Annotated in this window: 12 protein-coding genes and 1 pseudogene; 2 read left to right on the forward strand and 11 right to left on the reverse strand. The window is 50.4% G+C overall.

Annotated features, from left to right (window positions below):
* Nucleotides 1-408 precede the first annotated feature (408 nt).
* The 11 genes and pseudogenes from LBJ36_01120 to LBJ36_01170 all read right to left on the reverse strand — a co-directional run bounded on the left by LBJ36_01120 (nucleotide 409) and on the right by LBJ36_01170 (nucleotide 17,856).
* Nucleotides 409-3,489, reverse strand: a complete 3,081-nt coding sequence (locus LBJ36_01120; protein MDR1377643.1) for an efflux RND transporter permease subunit — start codon at nucleotides 3,487-3,489, stop codon at nucleotides 409-411.
* A 9-nt stretch (nucleotides 3,490-3,498) separates the two neighbouring features.
* Nucleotides 3,499-4,599, reverse strand: a complete 1,101-nt coding sequence (locus LBJ36_01125; GenBank protein MDR1377644.1) for an efflux RND transporter periplasmic adaptor subunit — start codon at nucleotides 4,597-4,599, stop codon at nucleotides 3,499-3,501.
* Nucleotides 4,592-5,203, reverse strand: a complete 612-nt coding sequence (locus tag LBJ36_01130; protein ID MDR1377645.1) for a TetR/AcrR family transcriptional regulator — start codon at nucleotides 5,201-5,203, stop codon at nucleotides 4,592-4,594. Before LBJ36_01130 ends, LBJ36_01125 begins: the two co-directional genes overlap by 8 nt.
* Before the next feature lie 426 nt (nucleotides 5,204-5,629).
* A pseudogene (locus tag LBJ36_01135) lies at nucleotides 5,630-5,839 on the reverse strand (hypothetical protein).
* Nucleotides 5,840-5,890: 51 nt separating this feature from the next.
* Nucleotides 5,891-6,301 (reverse strand): hypothetical protein, encoded by a 411-nt coding sequence (locus LBJ36_01140; GenBank protein MDR1377646.1) that lies wholly within the window; start codon nucleotides 6,299-6,301, stop codon nucleotides 5,891-5,893.
* Between the two features lie 113 nt (nucleotides 6,302-6,414).
* Nucleotides 6,415-7,836, reverse strand: a complete 1,422-nt coding sequence (locus LBJ36_01145) for a HAMP domain-containing protein (GenBank protein ID MDR1377647.1) — start codon at nucleotides 7,834-7,836, stop codon at nucleotides 6,415-6,417.
* A complete protein-coding gene (locus LBJ36_01150; protein MDR1377648.1) occupies nucleotides 7,823-8,536 on the reverse strand; it encodes a response regulator transcription factor in 714 nt (237 codons plus the stop codon). Before LBJ36_01150 ends, LBJ36_01145 begins: the two co-directional genes overlap by 14 nt.
* A 188-nt stretch (nucleotides 8,537-8,724) precedes the next feature.
* Nucleotides 8,725-9,150, reverse strand: a complete 426-nt coding sequence (locus tag LBJ36_01155; protein MDR1377649.1) for a DUF3644 domain-containing protein — start codon at nucleotides 9,148-9,150, stop codon at nucleotides 8,725-8,727.
* A gap of 268 nt (nucleotides 9,151-9,418) precedes the next feature.
* A complete protein-coding gene (locus LBJ36_01160) occupies nucleotides 9,419-11,956 on the reverse strand; it encodes a S8 family peptidase (protein MDR1377650.1) in 2,538 nt (845 codons plus the stop codon).
* Nucleotides 11,957-11,974: 18 nt separating this feature from the next.
* Nucleotides 11,975-12,970, reverse strand: coding sequence for an ATP-binding protein (locus tag LBJ36_01165; protein MDR1377651.1), 996 nt, complete (start codon nucleotides 12,968-12,970; stop codon nucleotides 11,975-11,977).
* A gap of 5 nt (nucleotides 12,971-12,975) precedes the next feature.
* On the reverse strand, nucleotides 12,976-17,856 hold the full coding sequence (locus LBJ36_01170) for a DEAD/DEAH box helicase family protein (GenBank protein MDR1377652.1): 4,881 nt from the start codon (nucleotides 17,854-17,856) through the stop codon (nucleotides 12,976-12,978).
* A gap of 399 nt (nucleotides 17,857-18,255) precedes the next feature.
* On the opposite strand from LBJ36_01170, the gene LBJ36_01175 reads away from it, so the two are divergent.
* On the forward strand, nucleotides 18,256-19,425 hold the full coding sequence (locus LBJ36_01175) for an ABC transporter substrate-binding protein (GenBank protein ID MDR1377653.1): 1,170 nt from the start codon (nucleotides 18,256-18,258) through the stop codon (nucleotides 19,423-19,425).
* A 66-nt stretch (nucleotides 19,426-19,491) separates the two neighbouring features.
* On the forward strand, nucleotides 19,492-21,018 hold the full coding sequence (gene guaA / locus LBJ36_01180; GenBank protein ID MDR1377654.1) for a glutamine-hydrolyzing GMP synthase: 1,527 nt from the start codon (nucleotides 19,492-19,494) through the stop codon (nucleotides 21,016-21,018).
* Nucleotides 21,019-21,986: the final 968 nt, after the last annotated feature.

Genomic DNA, 21,986 nt, shown 5'->3' on the forward strand with positions numbered 1-21,986 from the left:
TGACATACTCCCACGACTCAAGTCGTGGGATTGTAAATTTTCATACTTCGCGAGTATCACAAAGCTTTCAAATTTCTGCGGCTTTGACCCGCGTTTTTCTGCGGCTTTGACCCGCGTTGGATATCAAGATTCGAGATAGCTATGATTGTATTCCTGTTTTGAATATATTATCAAATTTTTTATTGCTTGCCAAGAGCTTCCATAAAACAGTCTATGGCGTCTAAAAGAGGTATCTAGAAGAGGCGTGAGGTGTCTAGAAGAGACGTGTAGAAGAAACGTAAAGCCCCCGGAAGATCCGGGGACTTTCATCGAAGAATCGAAGAATCGAAGACTTGGAGATTTGAAGGCTTGGAGATTTGAAAACTTGGAGACTTGAATATTATTGGCGCTCGTTTGAACGGGTGCCGTTTACGCCGTCTGCGCGGTTGCGGCGCTTTCTTTCCCGCCTCCCAAACGAAACCGGAGTGACCAATAAATTTTATAGGCTGCCGGGATCGCCAGCAGAGCCAGGAAGCCTCCCGCGATCAGACCGCCGATAGCGACAACCGCGATGGGAGCGCGCATTGCCGATCCGTTGCCTGTAGACATCGCCAGGGGAAGTAGAGATACAACCGAGGTCGCGATAGCCATGACCAAAGCCTTAAAACGCACCTCGGAGGCTTGCTCAATGGCTTGGTACGGATGGACGTTCTCGTCCCTGCGCAGCGTTTCCGCGTAATCCACAACGACGATAGCGTTGTTGACCACCATGCCGATCAACATGACCGCGCCGATGAGCGCGAAAAGAGATATGGACGTTCCCGAAAGCAACATCGCGGGAACCACACCAATCAAGGCCATGGGGACCGTCAGCAGGATGATGAAAGCGTAAGCCCACGACTCCATGATGGCCGCCACAATGATGTAGGTGATCAGAATGGCGATGGCGATGGCGCGGAAAAGTTCCGCGAAGTCCTCCGCCATGTCTTCGGCCTCGCCACCCAAGGTGAAGGAGTACCCCTCAGGTAAGGTAAACGTGGACAGGAGTTCTCTTATTTTATCGTTGCCCTCACCCGCCGTGATGTAGCGCACGTTACCCGTAACCACCACCGCGCGCTCGCGCTCGACGCGGCGAATCTCCGTTGGGGCGTCTCTCCAAGCCACGTTCGCCATTTCCTTCAAAGGAACCAGCCCATAGGGGGTCATAATCGGCAAATCCTCCACCGTGTAGATGTCGCCCGCCTTCTGACGATCCAACCGGGCTTTGATGTCGTACTCGAACCCGCCGCTGCGGAATTTTCCAGACGCGTTGCCGATCAGGTATCCCTTTACGATGTTCGCCAGGTCCGACAGATTCAAACCCAGAGGCGAAAGGCGCCAGCGAATGGGGGTGATCTGAAGTTCGGGTTTACCCATCTCGGTTTGAATGGTCAGGTCGCGCACGCCGGGAATCGAACGGCCCTTAGCGCGCACCTCCTCCGCGATGGAGTAAAGGACGTTCATGTCCTCACCGTTAATCCGTACCTCGATGGGGTCGCTGAAGCCTCTGCGGGTATCGGTGATAGCGTATTCCACACCCTCCAACGTCGCCAGAAACGGACGGATTCTATCCGCTATATCCTGCGTCGATGGGCGACGCGGGTCCTCTTTCAGGTAGACAGAGATCAACGACTTGTAGATGGAGCTGTTCCGCCTCGAAGCCCCGATTGTCGCGACAATGTCACGAACGTACCGCTTTTCAGGGAGAGATTCGATAAAACTTTCCACGGCGCGGGTCTTTTCCTCGGTCTCCGAGATCGAGGCGCTGTTGGCGAGGGTCAGGTCGATGCTGATCGTCCCATCATCGGTGACGGGGATAAACTCAGTTCCAATCAGGGCTCCCAACCTCAGAGAACCATACATCAACCCCATGAAAATCAGCATGGTAATAACGGGATGTCGCGTTGAGCGTCGGAGAAAGAACATGAACGTGTCCTTGAATCCCTCATAGAGCCAGTCCCACCAACCGGTCAGGATGCGCCCCATCAGGGAGATCTCTCCGCTCGATTTGATGCGCGCCGCCATGCAGGGCGTTACAGACATGGTCACCCAGAGGGAGAGGATCGTCGCGTAGAGAATTGTGACGGCGTAGGGAGCCAGAAATTGTCCCGCGATTCCTTGCATCAAAGCCACGGGCAAAAAAACCCCCAGGTTGGTCAGAACCCCGGCCAAAACGGAAATGGAAATTTCTTCCGTCCCTTTTTCGGCGGCCTCGAAGGGGTCGTAGCCCAGGTCACGATAACGGTAGATGTTCTGAATGATCAAGATCGCGTTCATGACCAGGGTGCCCATGGAAAGCGCCAGTCCCAGCGTGCTCATGAGGTTCAGCGTGTAACCGAGCCCCTGCATGGGAACGAAGGTGCCCATGAATGCCACGGGCATCGACACGGCGACGATAAACGTCGCCGAAAGACGTCCTAAAAAAAGGTAGATGACAAGAGCCGTCAGCACGATGCCGACGGCCGTATCACGCATGACGTTTTTGACCGAGGTTTCGATGAAAGGCGTATCGTCGTGGGTGTAGGTCACGCTGAACTCAGGAAGACTCTTCAAGATCTCCGCCAGCTCTTTCTTGACTTCTTTGCCCGCGGTGACCACGTCGGCGTTAGCGCGAGGGCTGACTTGGAGCTGAACCACCGACTCTCCGTTGGCCCGCGCGATGGAACGCACATCTTCCTCACCATCTACCACTTTTCCCAGAAGCGAAAGAGGTATGGGGTCGCCGGCAGCCGTGGGGATGATAATATTCTCGAGCTGCTCCACCTCGTTGAACTCACCCACCAGGCGCAGGGATATTTCATCGATCTTCTGCGTGATATAGCCGGAGGGGTTCGTGATGTTATTCGCCGCCACGACGGCGCAAATACGCTGGTACGTGACGTTGTAGTCGGAGAGGGCCACGGGATCCAGGATGATCTGGATCTCTCGGTCCCTGCCACCCGATACCTGAACCTGCCCGACTCCCCCGACGCGAGCGACCAAGGGTTTGATACGGTCTTCGATGTACTTCTTCGCGTCCTTTTCCGGCAAGGTCGAGGTGAAAGAGGCGGTCAGGAAGGGCTGTGAGTTGATGTCGAATTTCGTGCAGATCGGCTCCTCGACGTCGTCAGGGAGGGTCTGCCGCGCCGCCTTGACTTTGTTGTTGACGTCCACCAACGCTAGGTCGGGGTTAGAACCCGCTTGCATCTCGACAGCCACCATAGAAACGCCGTCTTGGGAGTAACTGGTGAGGGTTTTTAGGCCCTCCAAGTCGGCTAAAGCGTCTTCGATGGGTTTCGAGACCAATTGTTCGATTTCGTTAGGACTGGCGCCTGTGTACTCCGTCATAACCAACACAAAAGGAAACTCTACATCGGGGTAAAGAGTCACACCCAATGTCGCGTAGCTGCTCCATCCAAGGAGCACGAAAATAATCACCCCGCACCAGGTGAAGACCGGGCGGCGGATGCAGAAGCGTATAAAACCTCCCATAATCGTTACTCAACGGTCTTTCTGGAATGCAAGCAGCGCTCCGTCGAAAAGTGATCGGTTACCACTGATGATTAATTGATCCCCCGCTTTAAGTCCTGATATGACGATAACCTGTCCGTTCCGACCTTCGTTCGTGCGAATCTCGACTAATTTGGCTTTTGAAATCCCATCCGCGTCGTCGCCGGCGATATAGACAAACTTTTTGTCGCCGCGGTACATGACGATGTTCGAGGGAATGACGATAACGTCCTTCTTCTGTTCGACGAGCAAACGTCCCTCAAGATACGTTCCCGGCAAAATTCCGCTATCGACGGATAGCCCCACGACGACGGGATACAGTCCCGAACCCATCTGAGCCTCGGGGCTCAAACGCTTGACCCAGCCCTTGCTGGCGATACTATCAACAAGCAGCTCCACCTGAGTCTCCTTATTGATATTGTGGATGTCTTTTTTGGAAACCATCAGTTGGGCTTCCATGTTGGAGGGGTCGACGATGGCGATGAGCGACTTGCCCACCTCTGCAACCTCGCCCGGCTCCACGTTACGGGCGGCGACGACGCCGTTGATGCTGGCCTTTAGCTCCGTCCTCTGGAGTGTGGACCGCGAGGATTGATCACTGGCCTCCAGTGCCTTCATGGAAGCGTAAGCCCTGTCCACCTCTGATTGGGACACTCCGCCTTTTTTGCTGAGCTCTAGAAGGCGATTGTAGTTCAACCGGGCCTCTTCATATCCCGTTCGGCTGGCTTGGGCATTGGCGGCGTAGTCCGCCTTTCGCAGAGACACCACGGTCTGCCCCGCCTTGACGGTGTCTCCCACCTGCACGTGGACAGACTGAACGATCTCCCGCACATAGGAAGTCACGTCCTGTGTGCGCGCGGCCTTGGCTTGTCCATAGTAACTCCGCCAAGATTCCCACGTGGTTGGCGTCACGGCGACTAAAGTCACCGGATAACGCGTTTCTTCCACTTGGTTTAGGGACGCCACATTCGCCGCGGCCTCCTTCAATTTCGCCTGCACCTCGAACGCCAGCACGGTCATCCCCGCGCCGATCACCACCAGCCAAAACAGTATCCTGACTTTGTTCAACTTCTTCAATACGCTTTTAAACATGTCGAACCTCCTCGGGAGTCAATATCCTTTGACTCAAATCATGCATAATCTTCATAAACTTTCCAATTCGCGAGCACACTTCCGCGTCTTGAAGGTCTTGAAGGTCGACGCCGCGTTCCTCTACGATGTCGGCAAAAAGGACGTGCCCTATCGCATGCATCAGCCGCCCTATCGTCTCCAGCGGCAAATCCTCACGGACGGCCCCGATTTCCTGTCCCCGGACAAACAGAGCGGCCATGAAGCGCGTCGTCCGTTCATGAGAGTCCTTCAATTGCTCGCAGAAACAGGGTTCATCCTTCGAGAGACGAAACATCACGCGTCCTAACGACGGATTCTCGAAGAAAAATCGGATCGCCTTCTGATGATATTCCCAGTTCGTCGCCCAATACTCCTCTTTTGTATCTGGAAGCTGGAGCCCTCCCACGGCACACATGAACCTTTGACATATCTCGTCCATCACCGTCAAGAGGAGGCTTTCTTTATTGTCGAAATAATAGTAAACCGTTCCCTTGCTAAGCCCCGAACGCTCGATGATCTTGTTGTAGGAGGCCGCGTTGAAACCCCGTTCCGCAAATTCCGCGATTGCTGCTTCTATCAGCCGCAAACGCTTGGCGTCGTCCAGTCGCTCCTGCCTAACTATAGAAAATCACCCTTCCACATCGACTTTTGCCATCGACTTTTGTACCTAATCGAATTTTGTACCTAAGATTGAATTTTTCACCCAAACCTTTCCTTGTCGCTTTTGATCGTTCTTCAGTCGTTCTTCAGTCGGAAAACCCCGTAACCCTAGGTTTTATAAGATGGGATCCAAGTTCGACCGACCAGTCTAACCTCTTGTACCGAAGGAATTATACATCTCCCTTTTGAAAAAGCAATAAGCAAAAAGCAATAAGCGATAAGCAAGAAATAATAAGTGAGAAGCGAGAAAGAATAAGCGAAAAGTGAACTTCGAGGCGTGAAACGATCCTTTGGTTATGGACTCTAGGGCAAACGCGTGTAGACCTCCGACGTGCATACCTCTAAAATCACTTTAAATTATACGCGGCCTTGACCGGTAGTCTGATACGGTAGTCTGATGCGGTAGTCTGATCTGGAAGCGGCTGCCTCCCTCGAAGCGGTTGCCGGCTTCGACCTTGCCTCCATGAGCCGTCACGATGGACCGGACAATAGCGAGTCCGATGCCGGACCCGCCGGACATACGTTTTCGGGACTTGTTGGCGCGATAAAACCGCTCGAAAATCATGGAAAGGCGTCGTACCTACAAATCTCAATGTTTTCCGCCCGAGAGATTTTACCTGCCCGAAATGATAACCTGATCATATTTGGGGGTGAAATTTGAGGATTCCCCCGTTCGGGCTTTCTGCGCCTTCATCACCCTGGCATAGAGGGCAGGATCTATTTCCTTTAGAGTCGATAATTCAGAAGAACTCAACTCAGCGCCACTACTGGCTTTGTTGATAAGAGTCTGATTGCTGGATGTATCGCTGCTAGATGCCGTCAAGGCAGATGCTTCCACTTTGACAGATGTTTCCACTTTGGCAGTTGCTGCCGCTGTGGGGGCCGTCGATTTGGATGTCCTCTGATTTCCGGCGGACGTATCTGTGCTTTCCGTCTGTTGTTTTTGCTGTTGTAATTTTCGCTGTTGTTCGAGGTACTCTTCCCTCAAAGTGCTGCTGCTACTTGAAACAGAATTCGCATTCATAAACTCATCCCCTACCCTGTAATTGTCTGAGCTAATCAAAATGCTCACATAAGATTATATACAGTTTTAGGGAATTTTAATGTAAATTACCGCCTTTATTCTGTAAAGAAGTGCTAAATTTTCCCCGCGGCCTTGACCGGAAGTCTCACCTGGAAGCGGCTGCCTCCCTCGAAGCGGTTGCCGGCTTCGACCTTGCCTCCATGAGCCGTCACGATGGACCGGACAATGGCGAGTCCGATGCCGGACCCGCCGGACATACGGTTTCGGGACTTGTCGGCGCGATAGAAACGCTCGAAAATCATGGGCAGTTCTTCCTCCGGGATGCCGGTCCCGTCGTCTTCCACCACGAGCAGCGCGGCGGCGTCCATCTCCGACAAAATGACGCGTATGTTCCCGTTCGGCGGAGTGTACTTCACGGCGTTGGAAAGAAGGTTGACCAAAACTTGACGGATCCTGTCTCGGTCGGCCCAGATCTCAGGGCTGCTTCCCTCCACAGACAGGCGCAATTTTTTATCGGCGATCTCCGTCTCGAAGGAGCGAAGGGTCTTTTCCGCAAGCTCTCGGAGGTTTACCGGGGCTTTATCGAGCTTGAGGTTGTCGCTTTCGACTCTCGCCAGGCTTTCGATGTCTCGCACCAGTTTGCTGATTCGCTGGATCTCCTCGTGACAACTCGACAGGCGTTCCTTCGTGGGCTGCCAGACGCCTTCTATCATGGCCTCGATGTGAGTGCCTATGGTGGTCAGAGGCGTGCGCAGTTCGTGGGCCACGTCGGCGGTGAGCTGTTTGCGCAGGTTCTCCTGCTCGCTCAGGGAACGGGCCAGCCGGTTGACCGAGAGCACTAACTCGTCCAGTTCCAAGACGCTCGTTTTCTCCTCAATCCTGGCAGCGTAGTCCCCACCGGACATCTGCTTCGCCACCTCCGCCGTTCGACGGATGGGGTTGCTCATGCGCCTTGCCAGAAGCCAACCCACGATAATGGCAAGCAAAAGAGAAAACACGCCGCTTCCCACGAGAACGGTGTTCAAAGCCTCCAGAAACAAGACGTCATTTTCGTCGAAAAAGTAGGGGGCAAAGTAGTTGACGCGGACCGCGCCGATCTTTTGCCCGTTCCGGGTCAGGGCAAAGCTCGTTTCCGTGAACTTGCCATCGAGGCCTGGAGAACTGGTTCGCATCTTCTGGGAGATGTCCTCAATCACCCGCGCGCAGGCGCTCATATCGCAGGTTTCTGCGTCCCATAACATCCCCCCAGAGGCGTCGTCCACCTCGACGATATAGCCGTCGTAAAGGGCATGCATACCGATGGCGTGTACGAAACTCAGGTTCCATGATTGGGTGTTTTCGTCGTATTGCTGGCTCAGGCTCGATAGAATCTCCTCGGTTCTCTGGCGCTGCTGCTCCAAAATATAGTCCTCGAACCGCCGCTTGATGAAGATATTGGACAGGACGCTGATCAACGCCACGGTGAGCAAGGCCACCAGGGCGATGTTCAGGGATAATTGCGCCTTCAGGCTACGCTTCGTTTTATGCTTTTTCACGATGCCCTCCAAATTTGTAGCCCACTCCGTGGACCGTCAAGATGTAGACGGGATTTTTAGGGTTGCTTTCCATTTTTTGGCGCAGGTTTTTGACGTGGCTGTCAATAGCCCTGGAGAAGCCGTCAAATTCGTCGCCCAGGGCAATGTCAATGAGCTGATCTCTGGTGAAAACTCTGTTGGGATACTTTGCCAGGGCTTCCAGAATCTTGAACTCATTGGGGGTCAGGCCGATCGTCCGGTTGTCTTTTTTGACGGAGCGGCCCTCGAAGTCAATCTCCAAAGTTTCCCCGTCGCCATCGAAGACTATTTTGTTTCCTGGGGGCAAAAGATACTCCCCGCTTCGACGCAGCGCGGCCTCCACCCTGGCGAAAAGCTCCTTCAGGCTGAAGGGCTTCGTGACGTAATCGTCCGCTCCAAGACCCAGCCCTCTCAGCATGTCCTCCTCCGCCACCTTGGCCGTCAGCATGATGATGGGGACATGGGACCTCTTGCGTATGGCCGCGCAGAACTCCTCTCCCGTCATGTCGGGGAGCATCAGGTCTAGGAGGATCAACGCGATGTTTTCCCGCTCGAAAACCTCAAAGGCCTGTCCGGCACTCCCTGCCCCGAACACGGCGAATCCCTTGCTTTCCAGAAAAGACTCGACGACCTCGATGATTTTCGTCTCGTCGTCGATCACGAGTATCTTTTGACGATCCATTTTCGCGCGCTACCTCCTTCTCAATTCTAAGCTCAGGGGGCGGAGACCGTTGGTGAAGAATCTGAGGCTCGTCTGGTACTGACTCAAGCGCATAAGGCTTGAGGCGATTACAGTATTGGTTTCATCGTTTTCATTTTAAACCTTTACGTATTCAAAAAAAACGACATTATGTGCCATAATATAAATGGTTAACCCGTGAAGGATGCAGGCTGGGTTCCCGAATGGGAGTAGGTAGGGTCTAGCGAGAATCCCATGCCCCTGGGGTTAACTTGTGGATACTTTGAGCGAATTTCCACATAATTGATTTGTGTCGTGCTCACTATTAAGTTTAAAAAACTCTGGGGCATAGCTTTTTCAACGTCGATAGAATGATATTCCTGCATTTTTTCCACAAAGTTAAGCACGCACGATTGAAATAACGGAAAATAGATAATCTCATATTCTTCCGTCACTAAATGGGCACTCGCGTTTCTTAATTCAACGATCTTTTCAAGATTTTTTCTCATAGGAGTATTGTCATTCGTGAATACCTTTTTGAGGCAAGCCTCTAACGATATTGTCCTTTTGGGGTTATCTTTGTAGTAAATTTCATCCTCCTCGTATTTGTTAATGATTAGTTTGTTAATGATTAGAACTTGTTTACAATAAATTCATGCCGAAGTAATAGATCTTCAGTTCGCCGTTGCGCTCGTAGCCTATCGTCATCCCACTTGAAAGTCGGGCAACTGACTTGCGCCACGGTCGATATCCTTTAGGATGTCCGAAATTGCTGTGTCGTTGGTAGCGGGCCTAATGTGTTGATGTGCTTTTCTGATGAACTGATATCGAAAGTTGATATCAGTTCATCAACACGTAAGATCCACCATCCAAATATCGTATCTCTTATAAGGATATTTCCAAATCAATCTCCTGACTTCCGAGCTCAATTTCATTCACCAAGCGTATAGGCCCGTAAATCGGAATAGCTTGATTAAATGCCTCAAAGGAGATAGTAAGGGCATATTTTGCTTTGAACAAGCTCCCCCATCCTTTGTGACCGCAAACAGCAACACAAAATTCGTCTGTCAGTTGATTAGACTTGATAACGCACCAGTCTTTTTGTAACGTTCCTCGTTTTCTTGAAAAGCCGGCTATCTGCCCGCGGCCTCTCCCACTCCCACGTGATTCCCCCAACATCCAAGAGAAGTTTCCTTCATCGTCAATGGCTTTACCATCGTTAAATATTCGCTGTACGAATATTTCCGCCTTTTCATTCTGCTTACTGGCAATCCAGTCTACCCAAGTGGAAAGATAGCCTCTAATGTATCGCCGTGTACGACGTGGATTAGCGGCATACGAAAGCGCCACCTCCACAAGAATATCAAAATCTTCACCAACAGCGCTTAATTCATCAGGTATCTTTATGCTGTAAACGTGCGCTTCGCCAACACCTATTTCAACAATGGACGGTGTGATAAAGGTAACTCGATAGCTATTGTTATAAGTAGCTCTTTCCACGTCAGGGATTCCAAAGCCTACTCTACGTAACATATCCTCGCACTCTTGAGGAGTTCTTTCTTTAGTCGGTTCTACCCAACGCGCGGATTGAGCGATGAGCGCACGGTACAATAAAGCCGGAGAATTTGGCAATATTTTTTCAATTTCAGCCGCTATATTCGTCACTTTAGGTACCGCAAATGAAGTTCCTACGCCATCTCTGTCAAACGCCACGCCAGGTGGAGAACGACGAACGAGTTCTGGGCACACTCCGGGGGGTGTTGTCAATCTAATATCAGCGCCATCTTTGTTAATAGCGTAGGTTCCTCCATATTCAACGACATCGGGCTTTATAGTGTCCCAAATGCCCGGCCCAATATGCGAAAATGAAGCGATTTCGCCAGTCTTGCCCATTGACATTACATCGTCCGTTACGTAATTACTTATAGACACAGAACCAACCGTTAGTGCCTGCAAACTTTGAGCGGGATTTGCCAATCGTGTCAGCTCATGTCCTAGGTAATCGGGGTAAGGTTGTTTTGCTGTAATCAGTGCCGAAATAATTTCAGGCGGAATATTTCCCGCGGCTTGAACGAACAGAACATCTTTTTTGTATGATTGCAAATCAATTTGAGATGCCCAAGAAGACATATGTCTTAAGCTCGTAAAAGGAACCCTTTCACTTATAGAGTGGTTAAAGATTTTAGACGGCGGTTGCGCATTCTTCGAAAACTGTTCTGTTATGGTCAGGATAGTTTTGGGAGGGTCTACGTCAGCGGGCAAACTGTTACCACTGTCAAGTACTTTTACATTGCGGATAAAATGAGGTAATTGATACGTTCCGAAACCTGCAACTCCATTGGGGTATAGGATTGCTCCAACAACTCTTGTTCCGTGTCCTCCCCCCGGCACTTCGTCAGTGACGTTTGTTTCATTTGGGATAAGGCAAACTGAATCTTTTGCAATAATCGCTTGAGCAATGTACTTATGGGCTTCCTGTACTCCGCTGTCAATGACACACACAATAGGCGCGTCACTTTCAGGCGCTAAAATTTCAACAGTGTTATCTTCAGTACTCATGTTTCTTAGAGAAGATTCCATCCGTACATCGGGAATCGTTAACACCTCAAAGATATACGGGTAATTTAAAACGAAATCACGCAATCCTTTTCCAATAATATTCAGTCTGAACGAAAAACTGTCTGTTTCATCGATAAACCCCGATGGGATGTCGCCATTATATGTGGAGATAATTTCAATGATTTCCTCTTGACGCTCCGAGGCTAAATCGTCCCACTTTTGATATGCTTCATTGAACTGCCGCTGCCAGTCACTAGAACGCTGATCGTAACACTCGTCCGTTTCGTCTTCTTTTCGCTTAGGTCGCTCAGGAAGTGGAAGGGTACCTCCGCAACTTACACCAATATCAACGCAGTATAAATCATCGTCATTGAGATTTGCCCATCCGGCATAAAGTGAATCGGGCAAAATGTAGCGCAATCTCTCTTCGTCCGCACACATCGCGTATATTCTTGCGGGTGTTCCAGAGTTACGGTTTACTTGGATAAAATCATCTACCTTAGCATTAAATTTCACTAGATCGATATCATCAGAGGCAACGACAATATAGCCATCTTCAAGAGAGCATACTATTTCAAATCCCAATCCACGCAAAAACTCTACATCGGCATCAGGGTCTATCTTCAACAGGAAAGGAATGCCAAGTTGAATATCGAGTAATCCCATTTGCTTTCGCTCATCACGGCGTTCACGCCAAAAATGCGACAGTTCAACTGCCCGCCGTTTTATGTATGCACCGTGCGTGGTTCGATTCTTTCTATTTTCCACTGTTTGCGGATTCGGTTCGCCGCCACCGCGCAACTTGGGCTTACCGCTATATTTAAGTGGGAGTGGGAGATGCATAAAGTCATTGGGTTTAGACATTTGTTTTGACCTCTGATATTAGAACTTTGAGCCTTCGAATATCGCACGATTGAAGTGTGCTTGTCCTACTCTCTTGCCGCCCTCCAAAATGCCATATTTAGCTGCTCGTTGCGCGATTAAGACGATGTTCGCCGACGAGTAACCATCAAGCTCTTCTGCCACACCCCGAATGCTCAAATCCGATGAAACGGGAATTGCGGAAAGCGTCATACCGAGGAGTTTCTCACGAGCAACAGCATCCGGCATCGGAATCTCGAGAACATCATCAAAGCGCCGGAATAATGCTTCGTCTAGCGTCACTTTCAAGTTCGTTGTCGCTATGACAAGTCCCGGAGCATCGTATTCATCAAGCAAGGTAAGCAGCATATTCACTATTCGCGGCACTTCGCCAACATCTTGAGGCGCAATGCGCGACTTTGCGATAAAATCACACTCGTCCAGCAATAGAACAACAGGCTCGCGCCTGCAATAATCAAATACGGCGCGGAGGTTGGAGGCGGACTCGCCGAAATATGACGACAACAAAGCGTCAAATCGCACTTTAAGTAATGGCAATCCTAGATTCCAAGCAATTCGTTCAGCACTCAGTGTTTTTCCACAACCTGGCGCTCCGTGAAGCAATATTTTTTTCTTCGGCGTCAGGTTATACTTGCCGAGCCGTTCTTTAGCCGCGTACTCTTTCTCAATGGACTGTAGCCGCTCTTCGACGTTTTGCGGTAACACCATATGATGTTTAAGTTGTTCGCGCGGCACAAATGCAACAAGGGGGGAATTGTCCCGTTTGCTTGTGGGCAAAGTCGAAACGCTAACACCGTTTACACTATACTTTGGCCGATCACCAAACACAGTGAAACGCGGTTTTTCGGTTACGGATATATTTTCTAATGAAGCTGCTAACTTAGTGTGACCATGCGTGCGTTCATCAACTATGACAATCTGCGCTATCTTTTTCAGGGATACAATATCCTCAGAAAATATCCCCTTGAACATTCGCTTCATCAATTCAGCTTTCATGACCTTCAAACTCCCAATCCCGGCAACCCCTCCACAATCCTCACCGTCTCGATGCTCACCATAATAACCGACAGCAACAGATCGAGGATATAGCGCGGGTTGTTATGTTCTTTCGCCCAATCGTTCGGGTCGTTTTTGATTTGGCTGGCTTTATCGACCGTGACCTGATAGCGTTCCATGATCCATTCTATCACGGATTTGCCGTTGACGACGTAATCATACGCGACAAAAGGAATATTCGTTATCGTGACGCGCGAGTTGTACCGGATTCCGGTCTTGTCGTCCTTTTCGATAAACCTCATTTTATCGACGCGGAAATCCTCACTTGTTTCACCCGTTACGACGATAGAGTACCCAGGTTTCTGGTTCTCATAGTTCAGGTGCAGTTCGGCCAGGGCTCGTCCAGACTTGTCGAACGCCCAGAAATCAGCGGGTTTATCCACCAAAGGAATACGTGGCAGCATCTTTTTCAAATCCTCAGAAAACTGTTCACGATAGTCCTTGGAGTGCAACAGCCCGTAAACGTAGTAAAAAATATCTTCTTTCGTAACTTTCGGACCGTAACGGTCCCGGCATTGTTTAAAAATGAAGTCAGTTACCCCGTCGCGGCGAATATAATCTTCTTCGTTCGCGTCGAATAACGTCATTTGTTGATGCTGTCTCTTTTCGTAGTAATAGAGCGGGAAACATTGAGTTCCTGCATCCAAGCAATTTAAATCAGGGATCGTATTTATAATTAGTGTCGTGTTTTGTTTAACTCCTCCCATTCCTGAGACACAAATGACCAGATTCTTTTGTTGCGGCGTTGGGAAGAGTTTGGGCATTTGGTATGTTCTTTCATTTAATGCCTTATTAAAATAAACCATATGTTTGCAAAATGGTCGATAAACAGCTTCTTGCACATTTAAGTGATCGAAAACGATCTCCTCGTTACGCGCAATATTACTAACCAGCCCGTCTGACCAACTGATTTTTTGAGAATTATTATCGAGAAAATCTTTTATGTTCAGATTGTTTGTTTGTTGCTTTTGTTTTTGGTATTCTTCCCTTTGCTGGTTATAAAAATTCAACATTCGTTGAATATTTTCTTCCAAAACATGCGCGGAAAAATTGTAGCACCAAGCATCTCGTTGAGTTTTCAATCCATTGGAATAGTACGGCACAAAAACAGTTTTTGTGTTAGTTTTGTCGTCTTTATCTCCCAACGGTATGAACGAGCTGAAAATGTCGTGTCTTTGATTGAGCCAGTCTCCGTGTTCGTTGGGCTGTATTTCCGTCAATTCCATTTTAGGACTGAAAATGTCATGGCTTTGGGCAACGATGGACAACTTTTCCTCGCGGGTCAGGTAATCCCCGATGTCGCGATAATAGATAGCGGCGTCCTCGAAGTGGTTAGGCTTTTTGACAAGTACTGTAATAGAGATAGGTGTCCGGCTGCCGAGACCGAAAACATTGTCTTTTTCCTTGCGCCTTATTTCGCCGGAAGTGCGACAGTTCCCTCGCAGGTTGAAAATATAAATCGCGCTAAATTCGCTTTGGAGGCATTTTCTGAATCCATCCATCGCGTTGCCGTCAATCCACCCGGCGTTCGACACGAAAGCGACGATTCCGCCATGTTTTGTGTCTAGTCGGTCGGAAGCCCATCGGAAGGCTTTAATATAGGAATCGTACAAAGAGTTTTTTAAAGTGGCCGTAGATTGTTTCGCGTAGGTTTCCGCTATCCGTTTCTCCAGCTTTGGGTACGACTGGTTCTGCGCGTTGTCGTTTGCCGAACGCTGCCCTACGGAATACGGCGGATTGCCGATGATGACGCGGATCGGGGCTTTTTGCTGGGCAATGACGCGGTCGGAATTTTGTTGCAGCAGTTCCGAAAAGAGCACTCCCGCGTCGTCGTTTTCTCCCAACTGAAAGGTGTCGGTAAGGCAAATGCCGTCAAACGGTTTATATTCGGTCTCGCCTGTTTTGCCCAAAGCGTCGTGAAAGGCGTTCTCAATGTTGATGGAAGCTATGTAATACGCCAGTAACACGATTTCGTTCGCGTGAAACTCTCGTTCATATTTGCGGCGCAGCGCGGTTTTATCAATCAAACCGCTTTGGACCATTCGGACAATAAAAGTGCCTGTGCCGGTGAATGGATCGAGGACATGAACGTTTTCGTCAGAAAGGTCGCGGTTAAATTCTTTTTGCAGCACAACGGCTACGGAATTGATGATAAAATCCACGATCTCGACCGGTGTGTAAACGATCCCAAGGCGTTCCACCACGTCAGGAAAAGCGGTTCGGAAGAATTTGTCGTAAAGCTCGACAATGACTTTTTGGCGCGCCTCGGCATTGTCGATGTTCGCCACGCTCATTTTGACGGATTCGTAAAATCGGGTCAGAACAAGGGCGTCTTTTTCCAGAGCCTGCGCCTCAAGGATGTCGATCATTTTTTGCAAAGATTGTGAAACCGGGTTGTTCCGAACGAACGAATAGTTCTCGAACAACGCCTCGAACACCGGCTTGGTGATCATATGCTGTGCCAGCATCTCTACCACTTCGCCCGCGTCCACAGAGGGATTGATATTTTTCCGAAGACCGTTCAGGAAGTCGTCGAATGCCTGCTTATGTTTTCCCTCTTCGGCAATCAAGCGATTGATACGCCTGATATAGTTTTGCGCGATTTTCGCCACGTCCCGCGCCCATTGCTCCCAATAACGCTTGTTCCCGACCTTCTGCACCATGCGGGCGTAAATAACGTTTTGCAGCTCTTGGATTTCCGAGGGCGGGAGGGTGATTTGCCCTCCTTGCGGACCTTGCGGAGGCAGACCGTCGCCGTCTTCCCTTCCTGGGATTCCTCCGATAATGACGCTGCCACCTCCATTGGGCTTGCGCCTGTTGAGTTCGAGTTTATTAATCATGGCGTTGAATCGGTCGTCGTGGGCACGCAGAGCGTTGAGAACCGTCCATACGACTTTGAACCGCTCGTTGTCGCTTAACGCCTCCTCGGCGGAGACCCCAGAAGGGATTACGACCGGTATGATGATATAACCGTAGTTTTTGTTCGGAGCGACGCGCATAGCCCGCCCTACCGACTGGACTACGTCGACCTGAGAATTTCTGGCGGATAGAAACATGACGGCGTCTAGGCTCGGAACGTCCACTCCTTCGGAAAGGCAGCGCACATTAGTCAATATCCGACATTCGTTCGTATCCGCGGGGGTGGCCTTCAGCCATGCCAACTTGTCGTTCCGCAGAGTGGCTCCCATCGTGCCATCGATATGATCGGACGAAACTCTTACAAGGTCTTCTCGTTCTTCCGGCGTCAGGCTGTTGTAGTAATCGTCTTTATATTCATTGAAAACGGCTGTCGTTTTTTTCGATATTTTAATACTCTGGCAGAAAGCGACCGCCTTGCGCATCGGCAGGGGATCGGAAGCCTTCAGAAGCCCCTCGTCCACTAGCATTCTCTTAGACAGAGCATTGATACAACCGATAAATTTGCTGGCGTCATCGGTATTGATTTCTTTGGTTCCGTCGGCAATAGCGTTTTGCAAAGCCTCTGGTATTTGATTTTCACTCAGAGTCAGCACCAGAACCTTGTAGTCGGAAAGCAGCTTTTTATCCACCGCCTCACCGAAACCGATGCGGTACACCTCTTCTCCATACATCGCTTCGTCATCCATCGAGCAGAGGTAGACATCCGCCTCTTTTGCCTTTTTTTTGCTGTCTTCGTTGTATAAGCGAGGTGTAGCCGTCATGTACAAGCGTTTCTTAGCCTGGACGAAATTGTTGTCATGAACCTTAACAAAAGCGGCGTCCTCTTTACCCTTGAGCGTGACGCCCGTAGTTCGGTGCGCCTCATCGCATATGATCAGGTCGAAAGATCTTTTAAACGCCTTCTGCGCTTCCACCACGACATCAATGGACTGGTATGTCGAGAAAACAACCGTCATGCCGTTCGTTTTCCTCGCCTCTTTGAGTTGCCGCGCGATATCGGGCACAAAGGTGGAGGCGGGCAAAGCCAAATCCTTTATGCTGTAACCGCCTTCGTCATGTTGGACTTTCTTCTCGCTAACCTCCGGGTCGGAACAGACACAAATGGGGAAAAGAGGCGTGTTTGCTTCCGTTGTCCATTCCCGCAATGTTTGCCCCAGAAGAGCGATGGAAGGGACAAGGAACAGCACTAACCCTTTACCGTTCGTTTCGTTTTCGGCGATTTTCAGAGAAGTAAAGGTCTTTCCCGTACCGCAGGCCATGATCAATTTGCCGCGCTCGTGGGTCTTGAAATGTTCATGGAAAGCCTCCAAAGCGGTTTTTTGGTGGCTCAATAGAGTTTTTTTACTCAGACGGGCCTGCTCTCCCGAAATACCCGACTCGATAGCCGCCCAGTCAACCGGCGCTTCTTCCAAGGTTGTCAGGCTTATACGAATGACAGGCGGGTCTTGATGTTGCAGCGTATTCTCCGCTTCGCTCCCCCATTTGTTCGTGGTGGAAATCCATAACCTTATCGCGAACGAGGTTGTTTGCGCCTGAGCGTTCACGAAATTTTTGCTGGATGTCGCCAAGAAGCTATCGACGGCGGGCTTGTTGATGTAAGAATCTTTATCCCAGCACTTGCATTGGATCGCCCAAAAATCTCCCTCGACGGTCTGAGCAACCAGATCGATGCCGGTGTCTTTCCCGCCAAAATCTTGACGGTATGGAAATTCGTTCCAGAGCCACATGTGCCTAAATTTTCCCTCGTAAAGCGGATAAGTTCGCAGAAACGTTTGCATCAGTCGCTCAAATCGCGCTCCCTTATCTCTTTCCGAGAAAGAAAAATCACGATATTTCTTTAAGATGTCCTGAAAATTTTTTACCGATGTGCTGGACATACTCTTCATCTCCAAAAATTTTTCATACATACTTTCATATAAATTTTCATACAAACTTTCATACAAAGATTTTTCATACGCGAATGATGGTCCGCGCTTCCGTCGCATACGATTATAATCCTATGTTATCGTTTCTAGACCTCGACTTGCTTTGGAGTATGTAGCTAATCCTTTGCGGAGCAACACGATTGCTAAAGCGCTACCCCCCCAAAATATCGCTTAAAATAACCCCGAATAGGCAAAACATAAAAACACGCAAAACGTAGTAAAATATTACTATTCTCAGAGTGGGGGCATTCACTCTTAAAAGAGAAGACGTAAGACCGGTTTCAGTCGGCTGTCTTTGTCGATCTTAGACTCCCACGGAATCCCACGACTTGAGTCGTGGGATTATGTCAAAATACATTGTTTTTGTTAGGAGGAGTGAAATTGAAACTCGGAAGAGCGGTCGCGCTGATATTGGCAATTTTGTCGTGTTTAGGGGGTTTGGCTTGGGGCGCGGAAGAGCCGATACGAATAGGGTATTTGGCAGCCATCACCGGAGACGCCGCCGTTTGGGGACAAGCTGAACAAGGAGGAGCTCGCCTTTACGTGAAACATATCAACGAAAAGGGCGGTCTTCTGGGCAGGCCGGTGGAGCTTATCCTCTACGACACCCGAGGCAAAGCCGAGGACGCGCTTAACGCGGTAAAACGGATGATCTTCGAGGACAAGGTCGTGGCCATTGGAGGCAGTAACTACAGTAGCATCCAACTCGCCATCGCCTCCGTGGTGGACCAAAACAAAATCCCGACCGTGGCCAGCGCCGCCACCAACCCCACGGTGACGGTAGACCCCGACACGGGGAAAGTTCGTCCCTACATGTTCCGTATCACTTACACCGACCCCTACCAAGGAAAGGTCATCGCCGACTACTTGATCGAGAAGCGTGGCGCCAAAAAGCTAGCGGTTCTCGGTGACATCGGCAGCGCTTATTCCGAGGGATTGACGGAGTTCCTCCAAAACCGAGCCGACGAATTGGGCGTGGAACACAAGTTTTGGGCTTTTCGAGAGGGAGACGTGGACTTCCGCGCACAGATCACGGAGGCTCGTAACTGGGGCGCCGACGCCATCGCCCTGACGATGCTTTATAAAGAAATGGGCCTCGTAATCAAGCAGGCGGTGGAGGCGGGCTGGAAACCACAGTTCATGGGAGGGGACGGAGTGAGCCCCAATATCTTCGAGATCGCGGGAAACGACGGCATGGAGGGGACCTTCTGGGTTCAGGCCATGAGTTACACAGATCCCAAGGTGGTGGCGCTGAACGAAGTCTACGAAAAGGAGTTTGGCGAGAAGGCCACGGAACCTACGAACCTGGTGGCCGCCTATGACATCATGACGTTCATCGGCAACGCCATCGCCGTGGCTGGGACAACGGAGGGACCCGCTATAGCGAAGGCTATGGAAACCACCAAAGGCCTAGAAGTGACGCATTTCACTTGGACGGTGGACGAGGCGACCCATAATCCTCTGAACAAGCCGGCCGCGGTTCTGACGGGTAAAAGCGGGGAGCTGGTTTTTGTGGAATATTGGGCTCCTCAGGACGCGGCAAATCAGTAGTTGCCGTTTAATGATTCGGCCCGCCCTAACCCGGCGGGCCGAACGCTGAATCAGGAGGTCAGCCGTTTGGATAATATCGTGATCATCGATTGCGGGTCGCAGTTTACCCAGCTCATCGCCCGGCGGGTGCGCGAGATGAAAATCCACAGTACGATTTTACCCTGGGACGTGTCGACCGTCCGAGTCCGCGAACAGGCGCCTTCGGGGATCATCATTTCAGGAGGGCCCGATAGCGTTAACGATGAAGGCGCTATCGCCATTCAGGGGGAAATCTTGGATTTGGGCGTGCCAGTATTGGGCGTATGCTACGGAATGCAGCTCTTGGCGAAATTCTTGGGTGGTCAGGTTGTCAGCGGAGAGAAACATGAGTACGGCACAACCCCCATCGAGAGAAAAGGGGAGTCCAGGCTGTTCAAAGAAGTTCCTGGCTCCTTCGAGGTTCTGATGAGTCATGGGGATCGCGTGAAGCAGGTCCCACCGAACTTCCAAGCCACGGCGGACACGAAGCACGGAGTGATCGCGGCGATGGAAAGCGACGACGGCCGTTTTTTTGGGCTCCAATTTCACCCGGAGGTGGAACACACGCAACACGGATCACTCATTTTGCGGCACTTCCTTTTCGACGTTTGCAGCTGTAAAGGAGATTGGGACCTGGGAAACTGGGTGGAACGCTCCGTGAAGGTCATCCGATCCCAGGTGGGAGAGGGACGCGTCGTTTGCGGCCTTTCGGGAGGAGTGGACTCCAGCGTGGCGGCGGCCCTCGTTCACAGGGCTGTGGGCAAACAGTTGGAGTGTGTCTTCGTCGATAACGGGCTGATGCGCCTCGACGAAACGCGCCAGGTGTTGAAGTCTTACGACGGCCTGGGGTTGTCTACGCGCCACGTGGACGCGTCGGAGCTTTTTCTGAACCGCCTGGCGAGTGTGACCGACCCAGAGAGCAAGCGAAAAATCATTGGAGAACTTTTCATCAAAGTATTCGAGGGTGAAGCGAGCAAGATCGGATCGGTGAAGTGGCTTTTGCAGGGGACGATCTACCCGGACGTGATCGAGAGTGGCAGCAAGAAGGGATCGGCAGTTATCAAGTCTCATCACAACGTGGGCGGACTGCCGGAGCGGATGAATCTGAATTTGTTGGAGCCCCTACGCGACCTGTTCAAGGACGAAGTTCGGGAGATAGGCCACATATTGGGTATTCCTGGTGAGATCGTGGATCGTCAGCCCTTTCCAGGTCCGGGCCTGGCGGTGCGCTGTCTAGGGGAGATCACCCGAGAACGTCTGGATACCCTGCGGGCCGCGGACGCCATTTTCACAGAGGAACTTATACGTAGCGGACTTTACCACAAAATTTGGCAGTCGTTTTGCGTTCTCCTGCCTGTGCGGACGGTGGGCGTCATGGGCGATGGGCGAACTTACAGCGAAGTACTGGCTCTCCGCGCCGTGGAGTCCTCGGACGCCATGACCGCTAATTGGGCGAGACTTCCCGGAGAGCTGCTGGACCTCGTCGCGAAACGGATCTGTAACGAGGTTCGGGGCATCAATCGGGTAGTTCTGGACGTTACCTCGAAACCCCCTGCCACCATAGAGTGGGAATAAACAGTTCATGAGAGTAAACAGTATTGAAATATGACTGAGTTAATATATGTAATGTAGTTATGTTAATATATGTAATATAGTAATGTATGCTCGTGCTGTGGACAGAAGTTAGAACAGTTGTCGCTATCGGTTCGGGAGTGGATATATCCGCAATGAGGCGTACATCATGACCGAGATGTGAACGCAGCGATCAATTTAAGAAATTACGCCGTGAGTTCCACGGTATCAGCCTGTGGAGAGTAAAGTTCTGGTCGTCGTCGCGAGATGGCGGTGAAACTGGCCTCAGTGAAGCAGGAAGTCAGCTTCGAATCTGTTTAGACAGATTTGAATAGGTCTGACGGAACGGAGTAAGAACGACAGGCGTGGGAATGTCGGAAAGCGACAAGACGGTGAAAACACTCGACGAGTTTGCGAAAGGCTTTCAGACACGGAATCCACGCCTGTTTTCTTTCTGCCCACTCCGATCCTTTTAGTGTACTAATACCTACTCATAAGTAGTAGGTACATTTCGCATAGTATTTCCTTGACTATGCAGTCAAAGAAAAAGCTGAATCTCGCAAAGCTCGTAGAAATATTCCACGAGCGCCGTTGTAGTCCCGATCTACAACAATATTCCCATCTTTAATAAATTTCGCGTTTCCAATATCCTTAAAATCTCATTTCCTCAAAATCTCATTTCCTCAGCAGAAAAGAGACTCGGGTTATGAAGGTATAATAGTTCCAAGAAATAGGACCACCACCTAAGAAAAATAAGAAAAAACATGGGCATTGAAGTGATCTATCCCAAGTCTCGTTTGAAGCGATCTGTCCCAAACCTCGTTTGAGTAAAGCAAATGCGTTGCTTCCGCGCCGTGATTATACGAGCCGCCGTGAACGTACATCAGAAAACACCTCAATTAAGCTCCCCCAGTTCGCTTTGCAAGGCAATAATTTCTTTATCGTTCGACAAGAACTCCGCAAGGTCCGAG

Source organism: Synergistaceae bacterium (genome assembly GCA_031267575.1).
In the GTDB taxonomy this organism is placed as follows: Bacteria; Synergistota; Synergistia; order Synergistales; family Aminobacteriaceae; genus JAIRYN01.

Coding starts and splice junctions, on each gene's coding strand:
- LBJ36_01150 (MDR1377648.1), bottom strand. CDS start 8,536: ATGGATCGTCAAAAGATACTCGTGATCGACGACGAGACGAAAATCATC.
- LBJ36_01125 (MDR1377644.1), bottom strand. CDS start 4,599: ATGTTTAAAAGCGTATTGAAGAAGTTGAACAAAGTCAGGATACTGTTT.
- LBJ36_01160 (MDR1377650.1), bottom strand. CDS start 11,956: ATGTCTAAACCCAATGACTTTATGCATCTCCCACTCCCACTTAAATAT.
- LBJ36_01120 (MDR1377643.1), bottom strand. CDS start 3,489: ATGGGAGGTTTTATACGCTTCTGCATCCGCCGCCCGGTCTTCACCTGG.
- LBJ36_01140 (MDR1377646.1), bottom strand. CDS start 6,301: ATGAATGCGAATTCTGTTTCAAGTAGCAGCAGCACTTTGAGGGAAGAG.
- LBJ36_01170 (MDR1377652.1), bottom strand. CDS start 17,856: ATGTATGAAAAATTTTTGGAGATGAAGAGTATGTCCAGCACATCGGTA.
- LBJ36_01165 (MDR1377651.1), bottom strand. CDS start 12,970: ATGAAAGCTGAATTGATGAAGCGAATGTTCAAGGGGATATTTTCTGAG.